14 protein-coding genes are annotated in these 17,706 nt (G+C 42.9%); 9 read left to right on the forward strand and 5 right to left on the reverse strand.

Annotated elements, in window-relative coordinates:
* Positions 1-137: 137 nt before the first annotated feature.
* The 8 genes from ACYZZR_RS04535 (at position 138) to ACYZZR_RS04570 (ending at position 10,779) form a co-directional block, all read left to right on the forward strand.
* The gene (locus tag ACYZZR_RS04535) at positions 138-1,757 is read left to right on the forward strand and encodes a lamin tail domain-containing protein (RefSeq protein WP_461532813.1); all 1,620 of its coding nucleotides are present in this window, start codon (positions 138-140) and stop codon (positions 1,755-1,757) included.
* Positions 1,758-1,777: 20 nt separating this feature from the next.
* Positions 1,778-3,142 (forward strand): C4-dicarboxylate transporter DcuC, encoded by a 1,365-nt coding sequence (gene dcuC / locus ACYZZR_RS04540; protein WP_461532814.1) that lies wholly within the window; start codon positions 1,778-1,780, stop codon positions 3,140-3,142.
* An 11-nt stretch (positions 3,143-3,153) separates the two neighbouring features.
* On the forward strand, positions 3,154-4,296 hold the full coding sequence (gene iadA / locus ACYZZR_RS04545) for a beta-aspartyl-peptidase (RefSeq protein WP_461532815.1): 1,143 nt from the start codon (positions 3,154-3,156) through the stop codon (positions 4,294-4,296).
* 16 nt (positions 4,297-4,312) lie between these two features.
* A complete protein-coding gene (locus ACYZZR_RS04550; RefSeq protein ID WP_461532816.1) occupies positions 4,313-5,623 on the forward strand; it encodes a porin in 1,311 nt (436 codons plus the stop codon).
* 11 nt (positions 5,624-5,634) lie between these two features.
* Entirely contained in the window at positions 5,635-7,194 is a 1,560-nt protein-coding gene (locus ACYZZR_RS04555; protein ID WP_461532817.1) for a M14 family metallopeptidase, read from the forward strand.
* Between the two features lie 17 nt (positions 7,195-7,211).
* Complete coding sequence (locus ACYZZR_RS04560; protein WP_461532818.1) at positions 7,212-8,435, forward strand: porin; 1,224 nt, start codon at positions 7,212-7,214, stop codon at positions 8,433-8,435.
* Between the two features lie 92 nt (positions 8,436-8,527).
* Positions 8,528-10,027 (forward strand): SLC13 family permease, encoded by a 1,500-nt coding sequence (locus ACYZZR_RS04565; protein ID WP_461532819.1) that lies wholly within the window; start codon positions 8,528-8,530, stop codon positions 10,025-10,027.
* A 68-nt stretch (positions 10,028-10,095) separates the two neighbouring features.
* The gene (locus ACYZZR_RS04570; RefSeq protein WP_461532820.1) at positions 10,096-10,779 is read left to right on the forward strand and encodes a hypothetical protein; all 684 of its coding nucleotides are present in this window, start codon (positions 10,096-10,098) and stop codon (positions 10,777-10,779) included.
* 60 nt (positions 10,780-10,839) lie between these two features.
* On the opposite strand, the gene ACYZZR_RS04575 is transcribed toward ACYZZR_RS04570, so the two are convergent.
* Entirely contained in the window at positions 10,840-11,895 is a 1,056-nt protein-coding gene (locus ACYZZR_RS04575; RefSeq protein WP_461532821.1) for an NAD(P)-dependent alcohol dehydrogenase, read from the reverse strand.
* Between the two features lie 215 nt (positions 11,896-12,110).
* Between ACYZZR_RS04575 and ACYZZR_RS04580 the strand changes: the two genes are divergently transcribed.
* Positions 12,111-12,800, forward strand: coding sequence for a LytR/AlgR family response regulator transcription factor (locus ACYZZR_RS04580; protein WP_461532822.1), 690 nt, complete (start codon positions 12,111-12,113; stop codon positions 12,798-12,800).
* Positions 12,801-12,806: 6 nt separating this feature from the next.
* On the opposite strand, the gene priA is transcribed toward ACYZZR_RS04580, so the two are convergent.
* The 4 genes from priA to nadC form a co-directional block, all read right to left on the reverse strand.
* Positions 12,807-15,281, reverse strand: coding sequence for a replication restart helicase PriA (gene priA, locus ACYZZR_RS04585; protein WP_461532823.1), 2,475 nt, complete (start codon positions 15,279-15,281; stop codon positions 12,807-12,809).
* Positions 15,282-15,331: 50 nt separating this feature from the next.
* On the reverse strand, positions 15,332-15,763 hold the full coding sequence (locus ACYZZR_RS04590) for a DUF2147 domain-containing protein (RefSeq protein ID WP_461532824.1): 432 nt from the start codon (positions 15,761-15,763) through the stop codon (positions 15,332-15,334).
* Positions 15,764-15,824: 61 nt separating this feature from the next.
* Positions 15,825-16,766, reverse strand: a complete 942-nt coding sequence (locus tag ACYZZR_RS04595) for a YihY/virulence factor BrkB family protein (RefSeq protein ID WP_461532825.1) — start codon at positions 16,764-16,766, stop codon at positions 15,825-15,827.
* 60 nt (positions 16,767-16,826) lie between these two features.
* A complete protein-coding gene (nadC, locus tag ACYZZR_RS04600) occupies positions 16,827-17,690 on the reverse strand; it encodes a carboxylating nicotinate-nucleotide diphosphorylase (protein ID WP_461532826.1) in 864 nt (287 codons plus the stop codon).
* Positions 17,691-17,706: the final 16 nt, after the last annotated feature.

The following is a 17,706-nucleotide window of genomic DNA, read 5'->3' on the forward strand; positions in this document are numbered from 1 at the left end:
TTTTTTCACACAAATAACATATTTCGCAATTTCCTTTTTTTACGCCTAGCCCATAGTGTGAATAATCTCTTTGAACCGGATTTACGGTAGGAGAAAAACGAAAGAAAATACAGTTGCAATATAACCAAAGTCTACAGATGAAAACAACAATTTCTTTTTTGTATATTTTAAGTGTCACAGCACTCCTATTGGGTGTTGTGTCGTGTAAAACAGACGATGTTGAAGAAGGGAGTATAATTGTCCCCACCGATCCGGTGCTGATTCCCGATGCCGCTTTCGGCGAGTATTTGCTTTACAACCAAACGCCGGGAGTATACGAACAGCAGGATGGGAATGAAATTAATTACTATCTCAATCCGACGGAAGTGATTTCGGTAAGCGAGCTCCTGCTCAGCAAAACAGCCAGCAATATCGAAACCCTACAAAAAGCGGGATTGGCAACAGCGGATGTAAAGATTACCGATCTCAGTGGACTGGAATATTTTATCGGTTTGCAGCGATTGGCACTCACTTCCAACAGCGTGAGAGAAATAGATCTGACCTCCCTGAGTGCTCTAGAACAGTTGGAAATTAACTTCAACCTTATCGGTCAGCTCGATCTTTCTGGAAACCCGGAGCTCACCACACTGAGATATCACGGTAGTGGAAATGCAGAAGAATCGGAACTGCTCTCCGAATTAGACTTAAGTGCCAATACGCAACTGCGTCATTTATTCCTGCCTGATCACAACTTAGTAAACATCGACCTCTCCAACAACCCCAATATAGACGAAATGCTCGACTTGAGTGGTAACCCTGGACCTGATAGTGATACAGACACTGCCGATATTGTCGTACCAGATGCTATCTACAACCAACTGGGAGAAGGCAATCGCCTCGGGGTAATCTCTGACGCTCATGCCGAGACAATAGTAACTCTGACTGCAGCTCCCTCTACATTTTCTGAAGATGAAGGTGCTTCTGTCATTACAGCCAGTCTGAACATGGCAACCGATAAGGATGTGACTATCAATCTAAATTTTTCCGGATCGGCTACCTTGGACGAGGATTATACTGTAGAAAATACAAGCTTGGTAATTCCCGCCGGAGAAACCTCTATTACCACTACTATCACCGCGATACAAGATGCCGATGAAGAAGGTAACGAAACAATAGAAATCACCGCTTCTGACGTCCAGAATGCCGAGCTCAATACAAGCTCTCCCCTAATACTTACCATAGAAGACGACGACAAGTCCATTCCGCTAGTACTAAACGAGATTCTTTACGACCCTTCCAACAGCGGATTGGATGGCGACGCCAACGGAGATGGTGTGTATGCACAGAACGAAGATGAGTTTATAGAGTTGTACAACGATTCGGATGAAGCTCTAGATGTAAGTGGATTTAAGGTATACGACACCGAAAATTTGGCTGCAGATATTCCTAATCACCTTATACCCGAGGGTACGGTAATTCCGGCACATGGTGTATTGGTCATCTTTGGAGGAGGAACCCCAACAGGAGATTTCGGTGGAGCTATTGTACAGACCTCTACTTTTGGCGATCTCAACCTGAATAATGACGCTGATATACTAACGATAACCGATGCCGACGGCAAAGTGATTATCACTTTCGATGTAGAACCCTACTCCAACAATCCCAATGAAGCCCTGACGAGGTATCCGGATGTAACAGGAGAGTTTACAAGGTATAAAGATATAGACAACGGTTTCAAGTTTACACCTGGAACCAAGGCTGACGGCAGTCCTTTTTAATCTCACAAAAAAGTAGATATATGTCTTATCTAGGACCCATAACAGCCATCATTTTTATAGTAATCGTAGCCCGCTTACTGCTCAAAAAGTACTATCCTCATGCGGTATTGCTCATCGCCGGATTGCTTATGCTAGCCGCCTCCTTGTGGTTGCCAGGCCACGATCCAGTAGTCAAAACTACTGATGGTCCCTTTTTGTTCGATCTATTTCGATACATCAATACCTCTTTTTCTGAAACCAATGCGGGTGTAGGTCTTATGATTATGGCTATTGGAGGCTTTGTGGCTTATATCGATAAAATAGGAGCTTCTGAAGCTCTGGTTTATCTGGCGCTAAAGCCGCTGCAATTGTTTAAAAAGCGTCCTTATCTACTGGCGGCACTGGTTATCCCCATAGGTCAATTGCTCTTTGTCTGTATTCCGTCGGCTGCCGGATTGGGATTATTGCTAATGGCTTCCGTGTTTCCTATACTCATCAACCTCGGAGTGAGCAGACTGTCGGCCGTATCGGTCATCACCTCTTGTACCGCTATGGGTATGGGACCAGCATCGGCCATAACGGCAAGTGCTACAGACATCATCCAAAAAGACACCGTGCTCTACTTTATAAAAGATCAAATTCCATTGGCTATTCCACTGAGTATTACCATGATGGTAGCTTATTATTTTGTAAACAAGCACTACGATAAAAAAATGGATAAGGAAGAAAAGCCGATACCTAAAATTGAAAAGTCGAGCTTACAGGCTCCTCTGTACTATGCTATCATTCCGATAATGCCCTTGGTACTACTCATACTGTTTTCTCAACTATTCGACTTTTTTGCAGTGCCTGTCGAACTCAATACGACTACTGTTATGTTTATATGCCTGTTTGTAGCTATTATTTTCGAACTGATCAGAAAGAGAAACCTGAGAGAAGTGCTGCAATCTATGTCGGTGTTTTGGAACGGTATGGGAAATATATTTAAAAGTGTTGTTACCCTTATCATAGCCGCTGATGTCTTTTCTCAAGGACTTATAAGCCTCGGGTTTATAGACGGATTGGTAGATACATCTCAACACCTCGGATTGGGCGGTAGCGGAATTGCCATAGTGATGACCGTAATGATTTTTATGGCATCGGTTCTTATGGGGAGTGGAAATGCCTCCTTTTTCGCCTTCGGTCCCCTGGTACCAAAAATCGCTACAGAACTCGGGATGAAAAGCTCGACTATGATTCTGCCTATGCAGTTTTCAGCCTCTATGGGTAGAACAGTTTCTCCTGTGGCCGGAGTTCTTATCGCCGTGGCAGAGGTGGCGGGGGTATCTACTTTCGAAATTGTAAAACGAAGCCTCATACCTCTTGCCGCTGGATTGGTTGTTATGATTATTTATCTGTTTATATAAATTACAATACTATGTTGACTTTAATAAAAAATGCTAATGTATACGCTCCCGAACATCTCGGGAAAAAAGATATACTTATAGGCAACCAGCAAATACTGGCTGTGGAAGATAATATAGCCCCTCATCAAACTTTTGCGATCTGGGATGCCGAAGGAAAAACAGTAACTCCGGGCTTTATTGACCAACACGTACACATTATCGGTGCGGGAGGAAAACACGGATACGCTTCTATGACCCCAGAAATCATGCTCGGAGAGTTTATGTCTTGCGGAACAACTACAGTGGTAGGTTTGCTCGGTACCGACGGTACGGCGAGAAGTGTTAAAACACTATATGCAAAGACCAAGGCGCTGACCGACGAAGGGATGAGTGCTTATATGTTTACCAGTTATTTCAGTATAGATCCCGTAACCATTACCAGTTCTATACAAGACGATATGGTGTTTATAGACAAGGTGTTGGGCTGTAAGATAGCCATAAGTGATGAACGCTCTTCCTTCCCTACAGCTATAGAGCTTCTCCGGCATCTTCGTGAAGTGCATGTGGGGGGACAAATCTCAGGAAAAAAGGGAATTCTCCATATACATCTCGGAAAAATGACGTCTCAGATCGATGTACTTCTCGAATTGGTGGAAAAATACGAATACCCTATTGAAAATATCTCCCCTACCCATGTAGGGCGCACCAAACCGCTGTTTGAGCAATCACTCAAATTTGCCAAACTCGGTGGAATGATAGATATCACAACGGGAGGTACTAAGTATACCGACCCGTACAAATCGGTGCTCTACGCACTCGAACAAGGGGTTTCTATAGACCAGCTCACCTTTAGTAGTGACGGCAATGCAGGATTGGGCAAAACCGATGAAAACGGAAAACTAATCGGCTTTACCAAAGCCCCAATAGACCTCAATCTGCAACAGACTACAGCGCTGATACGAGAAGGTGGACTTCCAATATCGGAAGCCATTAAACTGGTCACCTCCAATCCTGCTAAAAATCTCGCGCTCAAACAAAAAGGGCATATCAAAGTAGGATGTGATGCCGACCTGTGTTGCTTTGACGACGAGTTTAATCTCACCGATGTCTTTGCCATGGGCAAACAGATGATGAGCGATAAAACCGTAGTTGTTAAAGGTAACTTTGAAGCTTAGTTAAATAAAACTGTTCATGAAAACGATAAAAACACTTCTCCTACTTTCCATACTCACAATTCCTCTTCTGGGAGAGGCCCAGATATACTTGGACAAATACGAGTATGGTGAAGGGCTTAACTTTTCGGGTGAAAAGGGATATAAAATGAGATTGGAAGGTTTTGTACAGCCTTATATGGAAACCAAAAAGTATACGGGCAACGACGATCCGGACATTTATAATCGCTTCCGAATGCGCAGGCTAAGACTGCAACTTTCGGGTAGTTTACCCGATGAGAGGTGGAGCTATCGCCTTCGTTTCGACCTCAGTGGTACCTCGGAAGCAGATCTCGATGAAACTGAAAACAACATACTGCTGGACGCTTATATCTCTTATGATGTAAACGATCATATTTCTGTGACCTTTGGACAGAAATCTACACCCACCGACAACCGCGAACTGAACATCAACTCACAAACCCTGCAGCTTCCTGAGAGAAGTCGGGTTACATCGGTGTTTAGTACCATTAGGGAATTCGGATTGTTTGTAAACGGAACTTATCGCATAAGCAAGGGCGGAATGTACCTGAAACCTGCACTAGCTATTACTAATGGGGACGGACAAAATGTGTTTAAAAAAGATCACGGAGGCTTAAAATACGGAGGACGACTTGACTTTCTTCCATTCGGACTCTTCAACAAGTTCGGCCAGTTTAGGGAAGCTGATATAGCTCGCGAACCGACGCCTAAGCTGGTAGTTGGGGTAAACTACAGCTATAACGACGGAGTGAGTAGCCGTCGCGGACGAAACAGTGGAAGCATTATCTACCTTAACGATGAAGGTGAAGAAGAACTTCCCGACTATATCAAGGCAGGAATAGATTTTATGTTTAAATATAAAGGCTTCTCCGTTTTGGGCGAATATGTAAAGGGTTCGGCCAAAGTGAGCAAGGATATCACACAAAGAGTGCGCAACGATGGCTCTGTCTCGTCGAGCTTCGAAATCGACGGACAACAAAACGTAAGCAATTATGTAAAAAATCGCATGATGCTGGGTGAAGGTTATAACATTCAGGCAGGTTATGTGTTCAAAAACCTGATTTCTGTAGATGCTCGATATACTCACCTGCGTGCCGATAACTACTCTTTTATGAACAACGGCACTTTTTACAACCGGCCCAATTATTACACTATCGGACTCAGTAAATACCTAGGGAAAAACTACGGTGCCAAAATACAGGCATCCTTTACCTATACAGATGCAGCCGAAGGGTCTAATGACAACAACGGAACTCCCATAGCGGGCAATGAATGGGTAGGACGACTGATACTTACTGTCGGTTTTTAAAAACTAATATCATGAAAAAAATAATCTCGATTATCATAGTGCTGCTCATAGGCCATACCAGTATGGCACAGCTGTTTAATCCGCAGAGCAAGGAGATTACATCCACCTATTTTTCAGATCCGGAGGTCGATATTCCCACCCCTGCTTTTGCTAAGAAAAGAGGTTTTACCACCTATTCTGAAATGATGGATTTTTTGTCTGCTCTTGTCAAAAAACACCCAGATGTCCTTCAATTGTCTTATATCGGGAAGAGTCAGAAAGGACGCGATATTCCTTTTTTGCTTATCAATCGTTCAGTACAGAACCATTCTCCCAAGGTAAAAGTTTGGATACAGGCCGGAATTCACGGCGACGAACCTGCCAGTACCGAAGGAGTGCTGTATCTGATTTCGGAATTGTTGGAGAACAGCGATTACGCCTATCTTTTAGACAAACTCGAAATAGGCATTATACCTATGGCGAATATAGACGGCTCTGAAAAACTGTTGAGATATGCCGCCGACGGACGAGATCTCAATCGCGATCAAACCAAGTTGATGGTTCCTGAGAGTATTGCACTAAAACAGACCTTCTCAAATTTCGGTGCCGAAGTAGCTCTAGACTTTCACGAATTCAGACCCTACCGCAGAGATTATATGGCTATGAACCCATTTGGCTTGACCAATCCTTTTGATGTCATGTTCCTCTATTCAGGAAATCTCAACGTACCGGATACACTGAGAAAGTATACCGAAAATTCCTTTGTTAACAATGCCAGAAAATTGCTAGAAGAACACAGTTTAAGCAGTCACCCGTATTACACCACCTCCGATTATCAAGGGTATACCGTTTTTAATCAGGGGGCTGTAAACTCTCGATCAAGCGCCACCTCTTATGCGCTGAGCAATTGTATCTCTACCTTGGTGGAAGTGCGAGGTGTAGGACTCGGGAAAACCTCGTTCAAACGACGAACGACAACTATTTTCCTCACTGCACTCTCTTATTTAAAAACGGCAGCATCGGAGTCTCAAACCGTAAAAGAAGTGCTCAGACTAAGTTTGGAGCAAAGGAAAAACAGCGATGCTGTAGTGACTTCACTCCGCAAAGTGGAAAATACTACCCTCCCTTTTATCGATATGTACGAGGCGACAAAAGTAGATAAAGAGGTTATACTGAGGGATGCACTGCGCTCTAAAGCCCTGTTGTCAAGATCTCTACCTAAAGCTTATATACTTCTACCCGAAGAAAAAGCCTTGGCAGAAAAACTCAAAGTGCTCGGATTACAGGTGAACGAACTGAAAAAAGAGACTACCATTGAAGTAGAGGCCTATCGCGTGACCGACTACTACAAGGTTTTGAAAAAATACGAAGGTGTACAACAACAGCAGGTAAAAACGCGGCTGGAAAACAAAACAGTTACCTTTCCTGCCGGTAGCCATATTGTTTATACCGATCAGAAAAACACAGGTCTCGCCATAGAAACCCTCGAGCCCGAAGCACAGAACAGCTTTGTCTCTTTCGGGCTGCTTCCTACCGGAGAAGGAGAAGAATTGCCTGTTTACAGATATAACAGTAATACAAAACTACAATGATCCAACTACAATATATCATGAAGAACACAATTGTATATGCCCTTATTCTTTTTGCTGCACATATTGCGGTCGGGCAGGAAGTAAAAATCAACAAGAACACTGCCGATTTTGAGTTGGGCAAAGGGCTTAACTTTAATTTCGACGAGGGAAATTATCAATTCAATATAGGTGGATTTATTCAGCCGGGCTTTATTTACTCTAAGGCAGACGACATGAAAGCAGAAAGTCAATTCCGAGCCAAGAGGGCGTATTTTCACCTATCGGGAACAGCATTGCGCGAAAAGGTAAGCTTTTTGATCCGAACTGATTTCAGCTTAAACAAACCCCTGCTCGACGCTTGGGTCGCCTATCATCCAACATCAGAAATCTCCATTACATTCGGACAAAAGCGAACCTTTACCAACAGTCGTGAAATGACATACGACGAAGACAAATTGCAGTTTACCGAGCGCAGTATGGCCAGCACGGTATTTAGCGATACCGGAAGGGAATTCGGATTGTTTGTCGAAGGGCGTTTTAAATGGGGTACTGTAGGGATCTCTCCTCAAGTGGCCATCACTTCGGGAGACGGAAGGAATTCTTTTGGTGCAGATTCAAGAGATACCGATAAAGGCGGACTCAAATACGGCGGAAGGCTGGATGTGTATCCCTTGGGATATTTTAGCCCCGGCAACGACAATCTGACCGCCGACCTATTGCACGAACAGTCGCTGAAAATGGTCATCGGTGCTGCAGCCAGTTATAACGACGGTGCCAGTAATGCTGTGGGAGAAGGACATGGAGAATTTGCCATCTACGATGCAGATGGAGAAGTACAACTCCCCGATTACCGAAAGTTTTATGCCGACATCCTGCTCAAATATCAAGGATTCTCACTGCTCGCTGAATACGCAAATACCTCCGCAACCGAATTGCAAGAACTCTTTGTGAACGAAGCAGCCAATGTTCCCCTGCTCCCACAACAAATCAGTTCCTACCTGATTATAGGTGATGCTTGGAACACTCAGCTGGGCTACACCACCTTGTCGGGATATGGCATAGACCTGAGGTATACGCAACTCCTTCCTGAATTTAACACTTATTCTGCTTCCCTTTTACAGGAGTCTAAAGCCTATACCTTAGGATTGTCTAAGTATTTTAAAAACAACAACTTGAAATTACAGACCAGCTTTTCAAAAATTGAAAATCCGAACGGGCTCGATGAGTTCCGTGGAGAATTGTTATTACAATTGGTTTTTTAGTGCAATAAAAAAAGTATTTTTACAGCTTTATTCTGTTTAAAAAAGTAGAAGAAAAACACCATTATTGCAACGAAAAAGCCAAACCAAAATAAATGAAAACATCCAATTTTAACAATCAGACTGCCAAAAATATATTTTTTAAATTACTGGGTCCGCTGTTATTCCTGTTACTGGAAATAATCGGAAAGCCCGAAACCATGTCGGAAGGGGCATTTCATATGCTGTGTGTAGCCGCGTGGATGGCATCTTGGTGGGTAACAGAAGCTGTGCCTATTGCAGTTACTGCGCTGTTGCCCATAGTATTGTTTCCTCTTACCGGTGCCCTACCTATAGCAGATACTACAGCTTCTTTTGGACATAAGTATATCTTTCTGTACATGGGCGGCTTTATGCTGGCCATTGCTATTGAACGATGGAACCTTCACAGGCGTATCGCACTGAGTATTATCGCGTTGATAGGTACAGAACTCACCCGTATTATTCTCGGTTTTATGGTGGCCAGTGCTTTTATCTCTATGTGGATATCCAATACCGCCACTGCGGTAATGATGCTTCCCATCGGAATAGCCATCATAGATCAGTTTCCTAAGGACGAGTCCGGACATTCTACTAATTTCGGAAAAGCGATGATGTTGGGAATAGCTTATAGCTCATCTATCGGCGGTATAGCTACGCTTATTGGCACCCCTCCCAACCTTGTTTTGGCGGGGATATTGGAAAAGTTATTTCATTTTAAATTAGGCTTCTTAGAGTGGTTCAAAATCGGGTTTCCCATAGCTGTAATACTTTTGATCATTTGTTGGAAATACCTCACCCGCTATGCTTTCGACTTTAGAGGGATATCCTTTCCGGGGGGACGTGAGGAAGTTTTAAGGATGAAACGCGAACTGGGAAAAATAAGCTATGAGGAAAAAGCGGTACTCGTAGTATTCAGTATCACATCACTGGCTTGGATATTGCGTTCTTTCATTCAAAAAATTATTCCTGGATTGGACGATACGGTCATAGCGATGGCAGCAGGGATATCTCTTTTCCTAATCCCGGCAAAGAACGAAAAACAAAGTCTAATCACTTGGAAAGAAGCGGTTAAATTACCTTGGGGAGTAATCTTACTCTTCGGCGGAGGAATGGCTCTGGCGGAAGGGTTTACGCAGACAGAACTGGCCAATTGGCTCGGCGGAAACCTCACCCTGTTGGATGGTATGCCGTTCTTGTTGGTGCTGCTTATTTTAGTAGCCGCAGTAAACTTCCTTACCGAAGTTACCTCCAATATGGCCACTACGGCCATGTTATTGCCCGTACTGGCTCCTATGGCACTCTCGATGGACCTAAATCCGTTTGTCATGATGATCGCTGTAACCATTGCTGCTTCCTGTGCCTTTATGTTACCTGTAGCCACCCCTCCTAATGCCATAGTGTTTGGATCGGGGCACCTCCGCATACCGGATATGATAAAGACTGGAATCGCGATGAATATATTATCGATTATTATTATTACACTGATCGCTTATTTTCTGCTTCCATCTATACTGGGTGCCGAAGTCAACTCTTTTCCTGAAGAACTCAAGAAAATAATGGAAGTATCCCCCTGATTTTCATCTGGCACATATTTTGTTCAAGCATTGGCTTATAGTACTAACCATCATTTGTAAAAATTTAGATGAGAACACTTTTAGCCATACTTATAATCGGACTATTCTATTCGTGCAATTCAGAGAAGAAAAAACTTCTGGCGGAGAACAACAAGCTGAAATTAGAAATCGACCATTTAAAAACTCAAATAGATTCCCTCAACGCCCTTCCAAGCGTAAAATTTGAAAAACTTGCGGTTCAAGACAAGATCTTAGACTCCCTCAGAACGATAAAAGGAAGTAGCTACATATCTGATTTGAAATGGAACAAACTCAAGACGGACGATTCCCTAATGACGGATTCGTATATGAAGTTTGCCAAAGAGAACCCCGGTTCTATCCTGTCGGTAGTGGCATATGACAGGATAGGCAATATCTACAACAGTCGCAATGGCTTGGACTACAACCAAATTACAGGAACCTATAAACTGGATAGCATTAAGGGACTTTGCTTTACCCCCGACTACAAGGTGAAAGTAAATGAGAGACTCGAAATTACCAGCGATAAAAAATTTAAAGTCTACAAAAATGGTGTGCTTGTAGAAAATAGGGACTTCGAATTAGTGCCTATTCCGATATGGTATTACCACACCAAATTGTATATTGAAGGAAAAGGATTTTACGCTATCTCTGTTAAGACAAACAAATCGATCGCAATCGGTAAGGCTGCGGTTATAGGAGGTGAATTTAAAGTATACGAGAAGGTGGATTGACATAAAAAAATTGCAGATAGCGATCTACCATCTGCAATTTTTTATTAGGCACTATTAAAACTAATTCTTCAAGCTCGCCATATCGATTACAAAGCGGTATTTTACATCGCTTTTTAAAAGGCGTTCGTAGGCTTTGTTGATGTCTTGTATAGCAATCATCTCTATGTCTGAAGTGATATTGTGTTTTCCACAGAAATCGAGCATTTCCTGAGTTTCAGCAATACCGCCAATCATAGAGCCGGCAAAAGTTCTTCGCGAAGAAATCAGGCTAAATGCCGCTACGGGAAGCGGATGCTCCGGTGCGCCTACAAGGGTCAGCGAACCATCTCTTCGCAACAGGCTCAAGTACGAATTGATGTCGTGCTGTGCGGAGACGCAGTCCAATATAAAGTGAAGTGATCCTGCATTTTCTTTCATCTGTTCAGCATCGGTAGAGAGGACAACCCTATCGGCTCCCAACCGTTTTGCATCTTCCACTTTAGAAGCAGAAGTGGTAATCACCACGACTTCAGCACCCATAGCACTGGCGAGTTTTACCGCCATATGACCTAAACCGCCTATACCTACAATTCCCACTTTTTTACCGGGTCCTACATTCCAGTGCCTCAGGGGAGAATAGGTAGTAATCCCTGCACATAGCAAAGGTGCAGCTGCGGCGAGATTCAGGTTTTCCGGAACCCGCAATACAAAATCTTCATCTACTACTACACGTTCTGAATAACCACCAAAAGTCTGAATGTTTAAATGCTTGTCGTGTGAATTGTAGGTTCCCGTATTTCCCGCTTCACAATATTGCTCTAAGCCTTCTTTACAACTTTCGCACTCTCTACAACTATCTACCATACAACCTACCCCTACCATATCACCTACTTGAAATTTGGAAACCTCATTTCCGATTCTCGTGATACGGCCTACAATCTCGTGTCCAGGCACATTGGGATATACAGTACCACCCCATTCGTTTCTCGCCGTGTGTAAATCGGAATGGCAAACGCCGCAGTATAAAATATCTATTTCAACGTCTTTGGCTGTTACTTCCCGACGTTCAATACTCAATTGTTTCAAGTCGGCTGTCGGAGCCTCCGTTCCAAATGCTTTTACAGTTTGTGTGCTCATAATTTTTTTTATAAAAATATGAAACTGTTTACTTTTTGAGGTGTTTTTCACCCTCTTTTTTCCCGGCAAAATTGGTGGTAGCAAAAAAAATCAGTAAAATTGTCTATTATTTCACCCGAACTTAACAAAACTCCCAAATCGCGAATAATCTTGCTATTTTATAAGGGATTTTGGTATTTGAAGCAGTGGCTTAACCGAAAAGATGATATAATGTCATGAAGATGAATTGTATAATTGTTGATGACTCAAATATACAGCGTATGGCTGTGGCGAAGTTGATAAATAGTATTCCTCATCTCCATCTCGTGGCCGAATACGGAAATGCCATGGAAGCTAAAAACGGACTAAAGTCTAAAAACATAGACTTAATCTTTCTCGATATCGAAATGCCCATTATTACCGGCTTTGACCTTCTCGAATCACTACAAGATCCTCCCCAGGTAATCCTGATTACAGGAAAGGCAGAATACGCGCTAAAAGCCTTTGATTACGACGTTACTGATTATCTTCACAAGCCTGTATCACCAGAGCGTTTTGAAATGGCTGTAAAAAGAGCGCTCAACACACATAAGTTGAAAGTGGCAGCCAAGGAAGATGACGATCATATTTTTGTAAAGAGCAATCTCAAAAAACATAAGGTTTTCCTCAACGAAATTAAATGGATTGAGGCGTTGGGTGATTACGTAAAACTGGTTACCGACAAAGAAGGGATTGTGATACTTTCTACCATGAAATCTTTTGAAAAAGAACTCCCGCCCGATCGTTTTATGCGCATTCACAAATCCTTTATCATCAATCTTGACAAGGTAAATCGCTATAACAGCAAAGAGGTAGAAGTTAGTGGCACCATACTTCCGTTGAGCAGAAATCGCAAGATGAAACTAGCCGAAATTCTCGGTAAGTAGCACTGTCTAATAGCAATCCACATCAAAGATAAGCCGCACGCTGCGATAGGTCGATATGGCAGAAAAACTGTTTTTTATACGCCACAGCACGCCTTTAACAGTTTTGAGGGATTGATCTCTCGGAATCTTAATGGTGATGTCTTTGATATACTGATTCCTTATACGACCAATAGCGGGAGATTCGGGGCCTAGTATATAATCTTTTTTCCACTCTCCTGAAACAAAGGAGTTTCTAACGCTGCCTGCAAACCAATTTGCAGCCTCTTCGGCTATCTGATAGTTCCGATGGCGTATCGATATCCTGATCAGCCTAAAAAAAGGTGGATAAGCAAATTGTTTTCGCTCGTTGAGCTGGTCGTTTAGCATATCTTTATACTTGTTCATCGAAGCCTGTTGCAGAATTTGATGATAGGGATTATATGTCTGAATAAGTACTTTCCCCCTTTTTTCAGTCCGCCCCGCACGGCCGGCCACTTGTATAATCAACTGAAAGCTGCGCTCAAATGCTCGAAAATCCGGATAGTTGAGCAGGCTGTCTGCATTCATTATGCCTACAAGGCTAACTTTTCTAAAATCCAACCCCTTGGTAATCATCTGTGTACCTACCAGTATATCGATTTCATGCTGTTCAAAAGCGCTGATAATCTTCTCATATCCGTATTTACCACGAGTGGTATCGGAGTCCATTCGCCCTATTCGAGCATGCGGAAACAGTGTTCTCAGCTCCTCTTCCACCTGTTCTGTACCCAGTCCTTTCACATTCAAACTATGACTCCCACAGGCTACACAGCTTTTGGGCAAAGCCATTGCATATCCACAATAGTGACATCTCAACTGCTTGCGGTTGCGGTGGTAAGTAAGGCTAACGTCGCAGTTAGGACACTGTGGGGTATGTCCGCATTCCTCACATTCCATAACGGGGGCATACCCCCTTCTGTTCTGAAAGAGAATAAGCTGTTCTCCTTCCGACAATACCTCTTCAATTTCCTCAATCATCCGATCGGAAAAATGAGCTTTCATTCTCTTTTTCCTCGTCCGCTCCTTAATATCTACAAGCTCCATTTCGGGCAGCAGCACATTTCCGTATCTCCGGCTCAATCCTACCAGTCCGTACTTTCCTGTTTTAGCATTATAACTGCTCTCCACACTGGGAGTAGCCGATCCTAACAGTACTTTGGCTCCGTACATTTTTCCGAGTACAATGGCCATGTCTCTCCCGTGATATCTCGGAGCGGGATCGTACTGTTTAAAAGAAGATTCGTGTTCTTCATCTACCACAATCAAGCCCAAATCGGAAAAAGGCAGGAATACGGCCGACCGTGCACCGAGCACAATCTGCGCCCGGGAAGACCGATCCAGAAGATGATACCATACCTCTATACGCTCGTTATTGGAGTATTTTGAATGATATACACTCACTTTATCACCAAAATAGCGCTGCAAACGACCGATAAGTTGAGAAGTGAGTGCTATTTCCGGTAGGAGATACAACACTTGTTGTCCACGAGCTATGACCTCCTCTATCAATTTTACGTAGACTTCGGTTTTTCCGGAAGAGGTGACACCGTATAGCAGACTTACATCCTTTTCCTCAAACTGGTCCCTTATCTCTTTTAGTGCCTTGTCTTGATATTCATTTAAAGTAACTGAGGGCTCTGTACTACCACCGCTGTATTTCACCCTGTCGGTTTGCAGGTAATAATCTTCCAGGATTTCCTTGTCGAGAAGACTTTTGATGACCGCTGCAGAAGCGCCGCTACTTTCCTGTAGTGTTTTTAGTTTTACTGGCTTTCGGGTGGTTGCAGAAAGGGAAAAAAGTGAAAGTAATACCTCTCTTTGCTTTGGAGCTCTGCTCATCTCATCTAGCAATTCCCGCAGTGAGGCTTCGTCGGCATAGCGGGATGCTATTTGCACAAATCTCAGGAGTTTGGGTTTGTAACGCTCTTGAATTTTCTCTTTTACCTTTACAATTCCTTTTTCCAAAAGTCGCTTGAGTACCGGAAGCGTATTTTTCTTGTCCAGTATAGCTGCAATTTCATTTACTTTGAGAATAGGTTGATGTTGTAAGGCCTCAAAAATAAGCCATTCGTCGTCTTTTAACTCTTCTTCGCCACCCTTAAAATCGTCATTGCGCAACACTATGGTCTCACTTTCCAATAACAGCCCCCCCGGCAGAGCTGCCCTAAAAACCTCACCTACAGTACACATATAATACGAAGCCATCCAAAACCACAATTCCATCTGTTTGTTTGTAACCAGCGGAGTCTCGTCCAATATCTTGTGGATCTCCTTAGCTTCGTACAATTGCGGAGGGGTGCGGTGCACGCGAAATGCCAATGCTGTATATACTTTCGACTTGCCAAAGGGAACGGCAATACGCATTCCCGGTTGCAGGCTATGGTATTCCTCTTCAGCAATGCGATAGGTAAACTGTTTTTCTAAGGGTATAGGTAGAATAACATCTACAAAATACTGTTGCATAAAACAAAGATAAGAAAGGGACGCTTATCGGACTACCGGAATGCAAAAAATCAATCCACTCTAAACCAATTTTGGGTGCGAAACAAAAAGGCCACATATCCCCTGACGTTCAGTTTTCCCTGATCCTCCTCATCGACCCATATCTTACACTTGTATTCCTTTCCTTTGTTGGGATCGAGAATAGTGCCTCCGGAATACTCATTTCCGTCTTTTTTCAAACCATCGATAATGATCATATTGAGTATGGGTTGATCTTTTTTCTCTCCCTTGCATTTATCACAGCGGGCATCCTGCCTGTCCTTGTTTAATATTTCTACAACCTTACCGTAAACCTTACCGTCTTCTTCGTATATTTCAACGATAGATTTTTCCTGACCAGTCTCGTCGTCTATAGTTTTCCACTTTCCGAATACACTTTGTGCACTCACCGAAAAAACAGTACACATACACAGTACTGCAAAGCATATTATTGCCTGTTTCATAAGTTTGTGATTTATAATTTAACCAACCCCTTTACATACTAAATACTACCACCTAAATATACTAAAAATTCCGTTTCAGACTGCGAAGGGAGGCGTTAAGTTCAAAACCCAATAGCAGTATATTGGAGTTGAGCCATATATACAACATCAGTATGAGTAGAGCCCCTATGGAGCCGTAAAGTTCGTTGTACTGAGAAAAATTTTCTATATACACCCCAAAAAAATAGGAAGTAAGCACAAACAAAATTGTGGTGAGTAGAGCCCCTGGAGAGAAAAAACGGGTGTTTTTACCCTCTATAGTACCGTAATAATAGAGTATGGCTGTAAAAAGATAGGTGATAAAAACAAAGAAAAAGAATTTGATCACATTGATCCACTGGTCTGCATTTTCCACATATCCGCTATTGCTCAGTCGCTCTATAATATCGGTTTGCAAGAACACTAAGACTACCACAGAGAGCAGTAGTAACAACGCCATAATCACCGCTACTCCAAGGGCTACAATATACTGTCGTATCACATTGCGGTTGAGGCTAACGTGGTAGGAGTTCTCAAAGCCTCCGAAAACGGCGTTGATTCCGTTGGTCATTAAAAAAACGGACAACAAGAAGACAGAAGAGAGCAAACCTCCCCTTTTCTTGTCGGCTATATCTCCAAAAACAGGGTTAAAATAAGAGGCCGTTTCCGGGGGGAGTAGGCCGTCGATAAAATGGAGGAATTCCATTCTGAAATCATCTGCCGTCATATCGGGTAGTACAAAAGGGATATAAGGAATTAGGTTAAGTACAAAAAGTAAAAATGGAAAAATAGCCATAAAAAAGCTAAAAGATATGGCGCTGGCTCTATAGGTGAGCGCGCCCTTCACTATACCCAAAGCATACATTTCCAGCAGGTCGTATACAGAAAGTCCCTCAAATGCTTTGAGTTTGATCTTCTTAAAAAAAGCGACCAAGGAGCGTACCACCGGTATTTTTTCCAGTTTTTCCTCTATTTCTACAGACATATCGAGTCTTGATTATAGCTCACAGGCATCGTATTTAATATTTTCCGTATATCCCCTCACCTATTCTTCTACAGCTTTTAGGCTGAGATCCATATTGTACACCGAATGCGTAAGCGCCCCCGAAGAGATATAATCTACACCGCATTCCGCATATTTTCGAATGGTATTTTCGTCAATACCACCTGAAGATTCAGTCTGACACTGCTCTGCAATACGTCGCACTGCCTCGGCGGTCTGTTTATAGTCGAAATTGTCTAACAAGATGCGGTATACTCCACCATTGCTCAATATTTCTTCTACTTCGTCCATATTTCGCGCCTCCACTACAATTTTAAGATCCTTTCCTTTCGACTTCAAATACGCTTTGGTTTTCTGCAGTGCTTTGCTTATACCTCCTGCAAAATCGATATGATTGTCTTTGAGCATAATCATGTCGTACAGGGCAAACCGGTGATTTTCTCCCCCTCCTATTTTTACCGCCCATTTTTCAAGGGCTCTCATTCCCGGAGTAGTCTTACGGGTGTCCAGTATCTGTGCTCCCGTACCCTCCAGCAATTTTACATACTTTGCCGTTTTGGTCGCAATAGCACTCATGCGCTGCATGGCATTGAGCACAAACCGCTCTGCTTTTAAAATAGACTGCGAACTTCCCAATACATAAAATACTATATCGCCGGGTACTACCTCGGTACCGTCTTTTACAAGAATGTCTATCTCTAAACCGGGATCTACAAATTTAAAGATGCGCTGTGCAAAATCAACACCGGCAATTATCCCCTTGTCCTTTACCAATAGCTTGGCTTTTCCCTGAGCAGTATCGGGTATACAGGCCAGCGAGCTATGATCTCCATCACCCACATCTTCGCGAATGGCATTGACTATAATCAGGTCGATTTCTCGTTCAAATTGTTCTCTTGATATCATTGCTATCAGGTTTGTG

The sequence above is a fragment of the Sinomicrobium sp. genome, assembly GCA_029266035.1.
Lineage (GTDB): Bacteria > Bacteroidota > Bacteroidia > Flavobacteriales > Flavobacteriaceae > Sinomicrobium.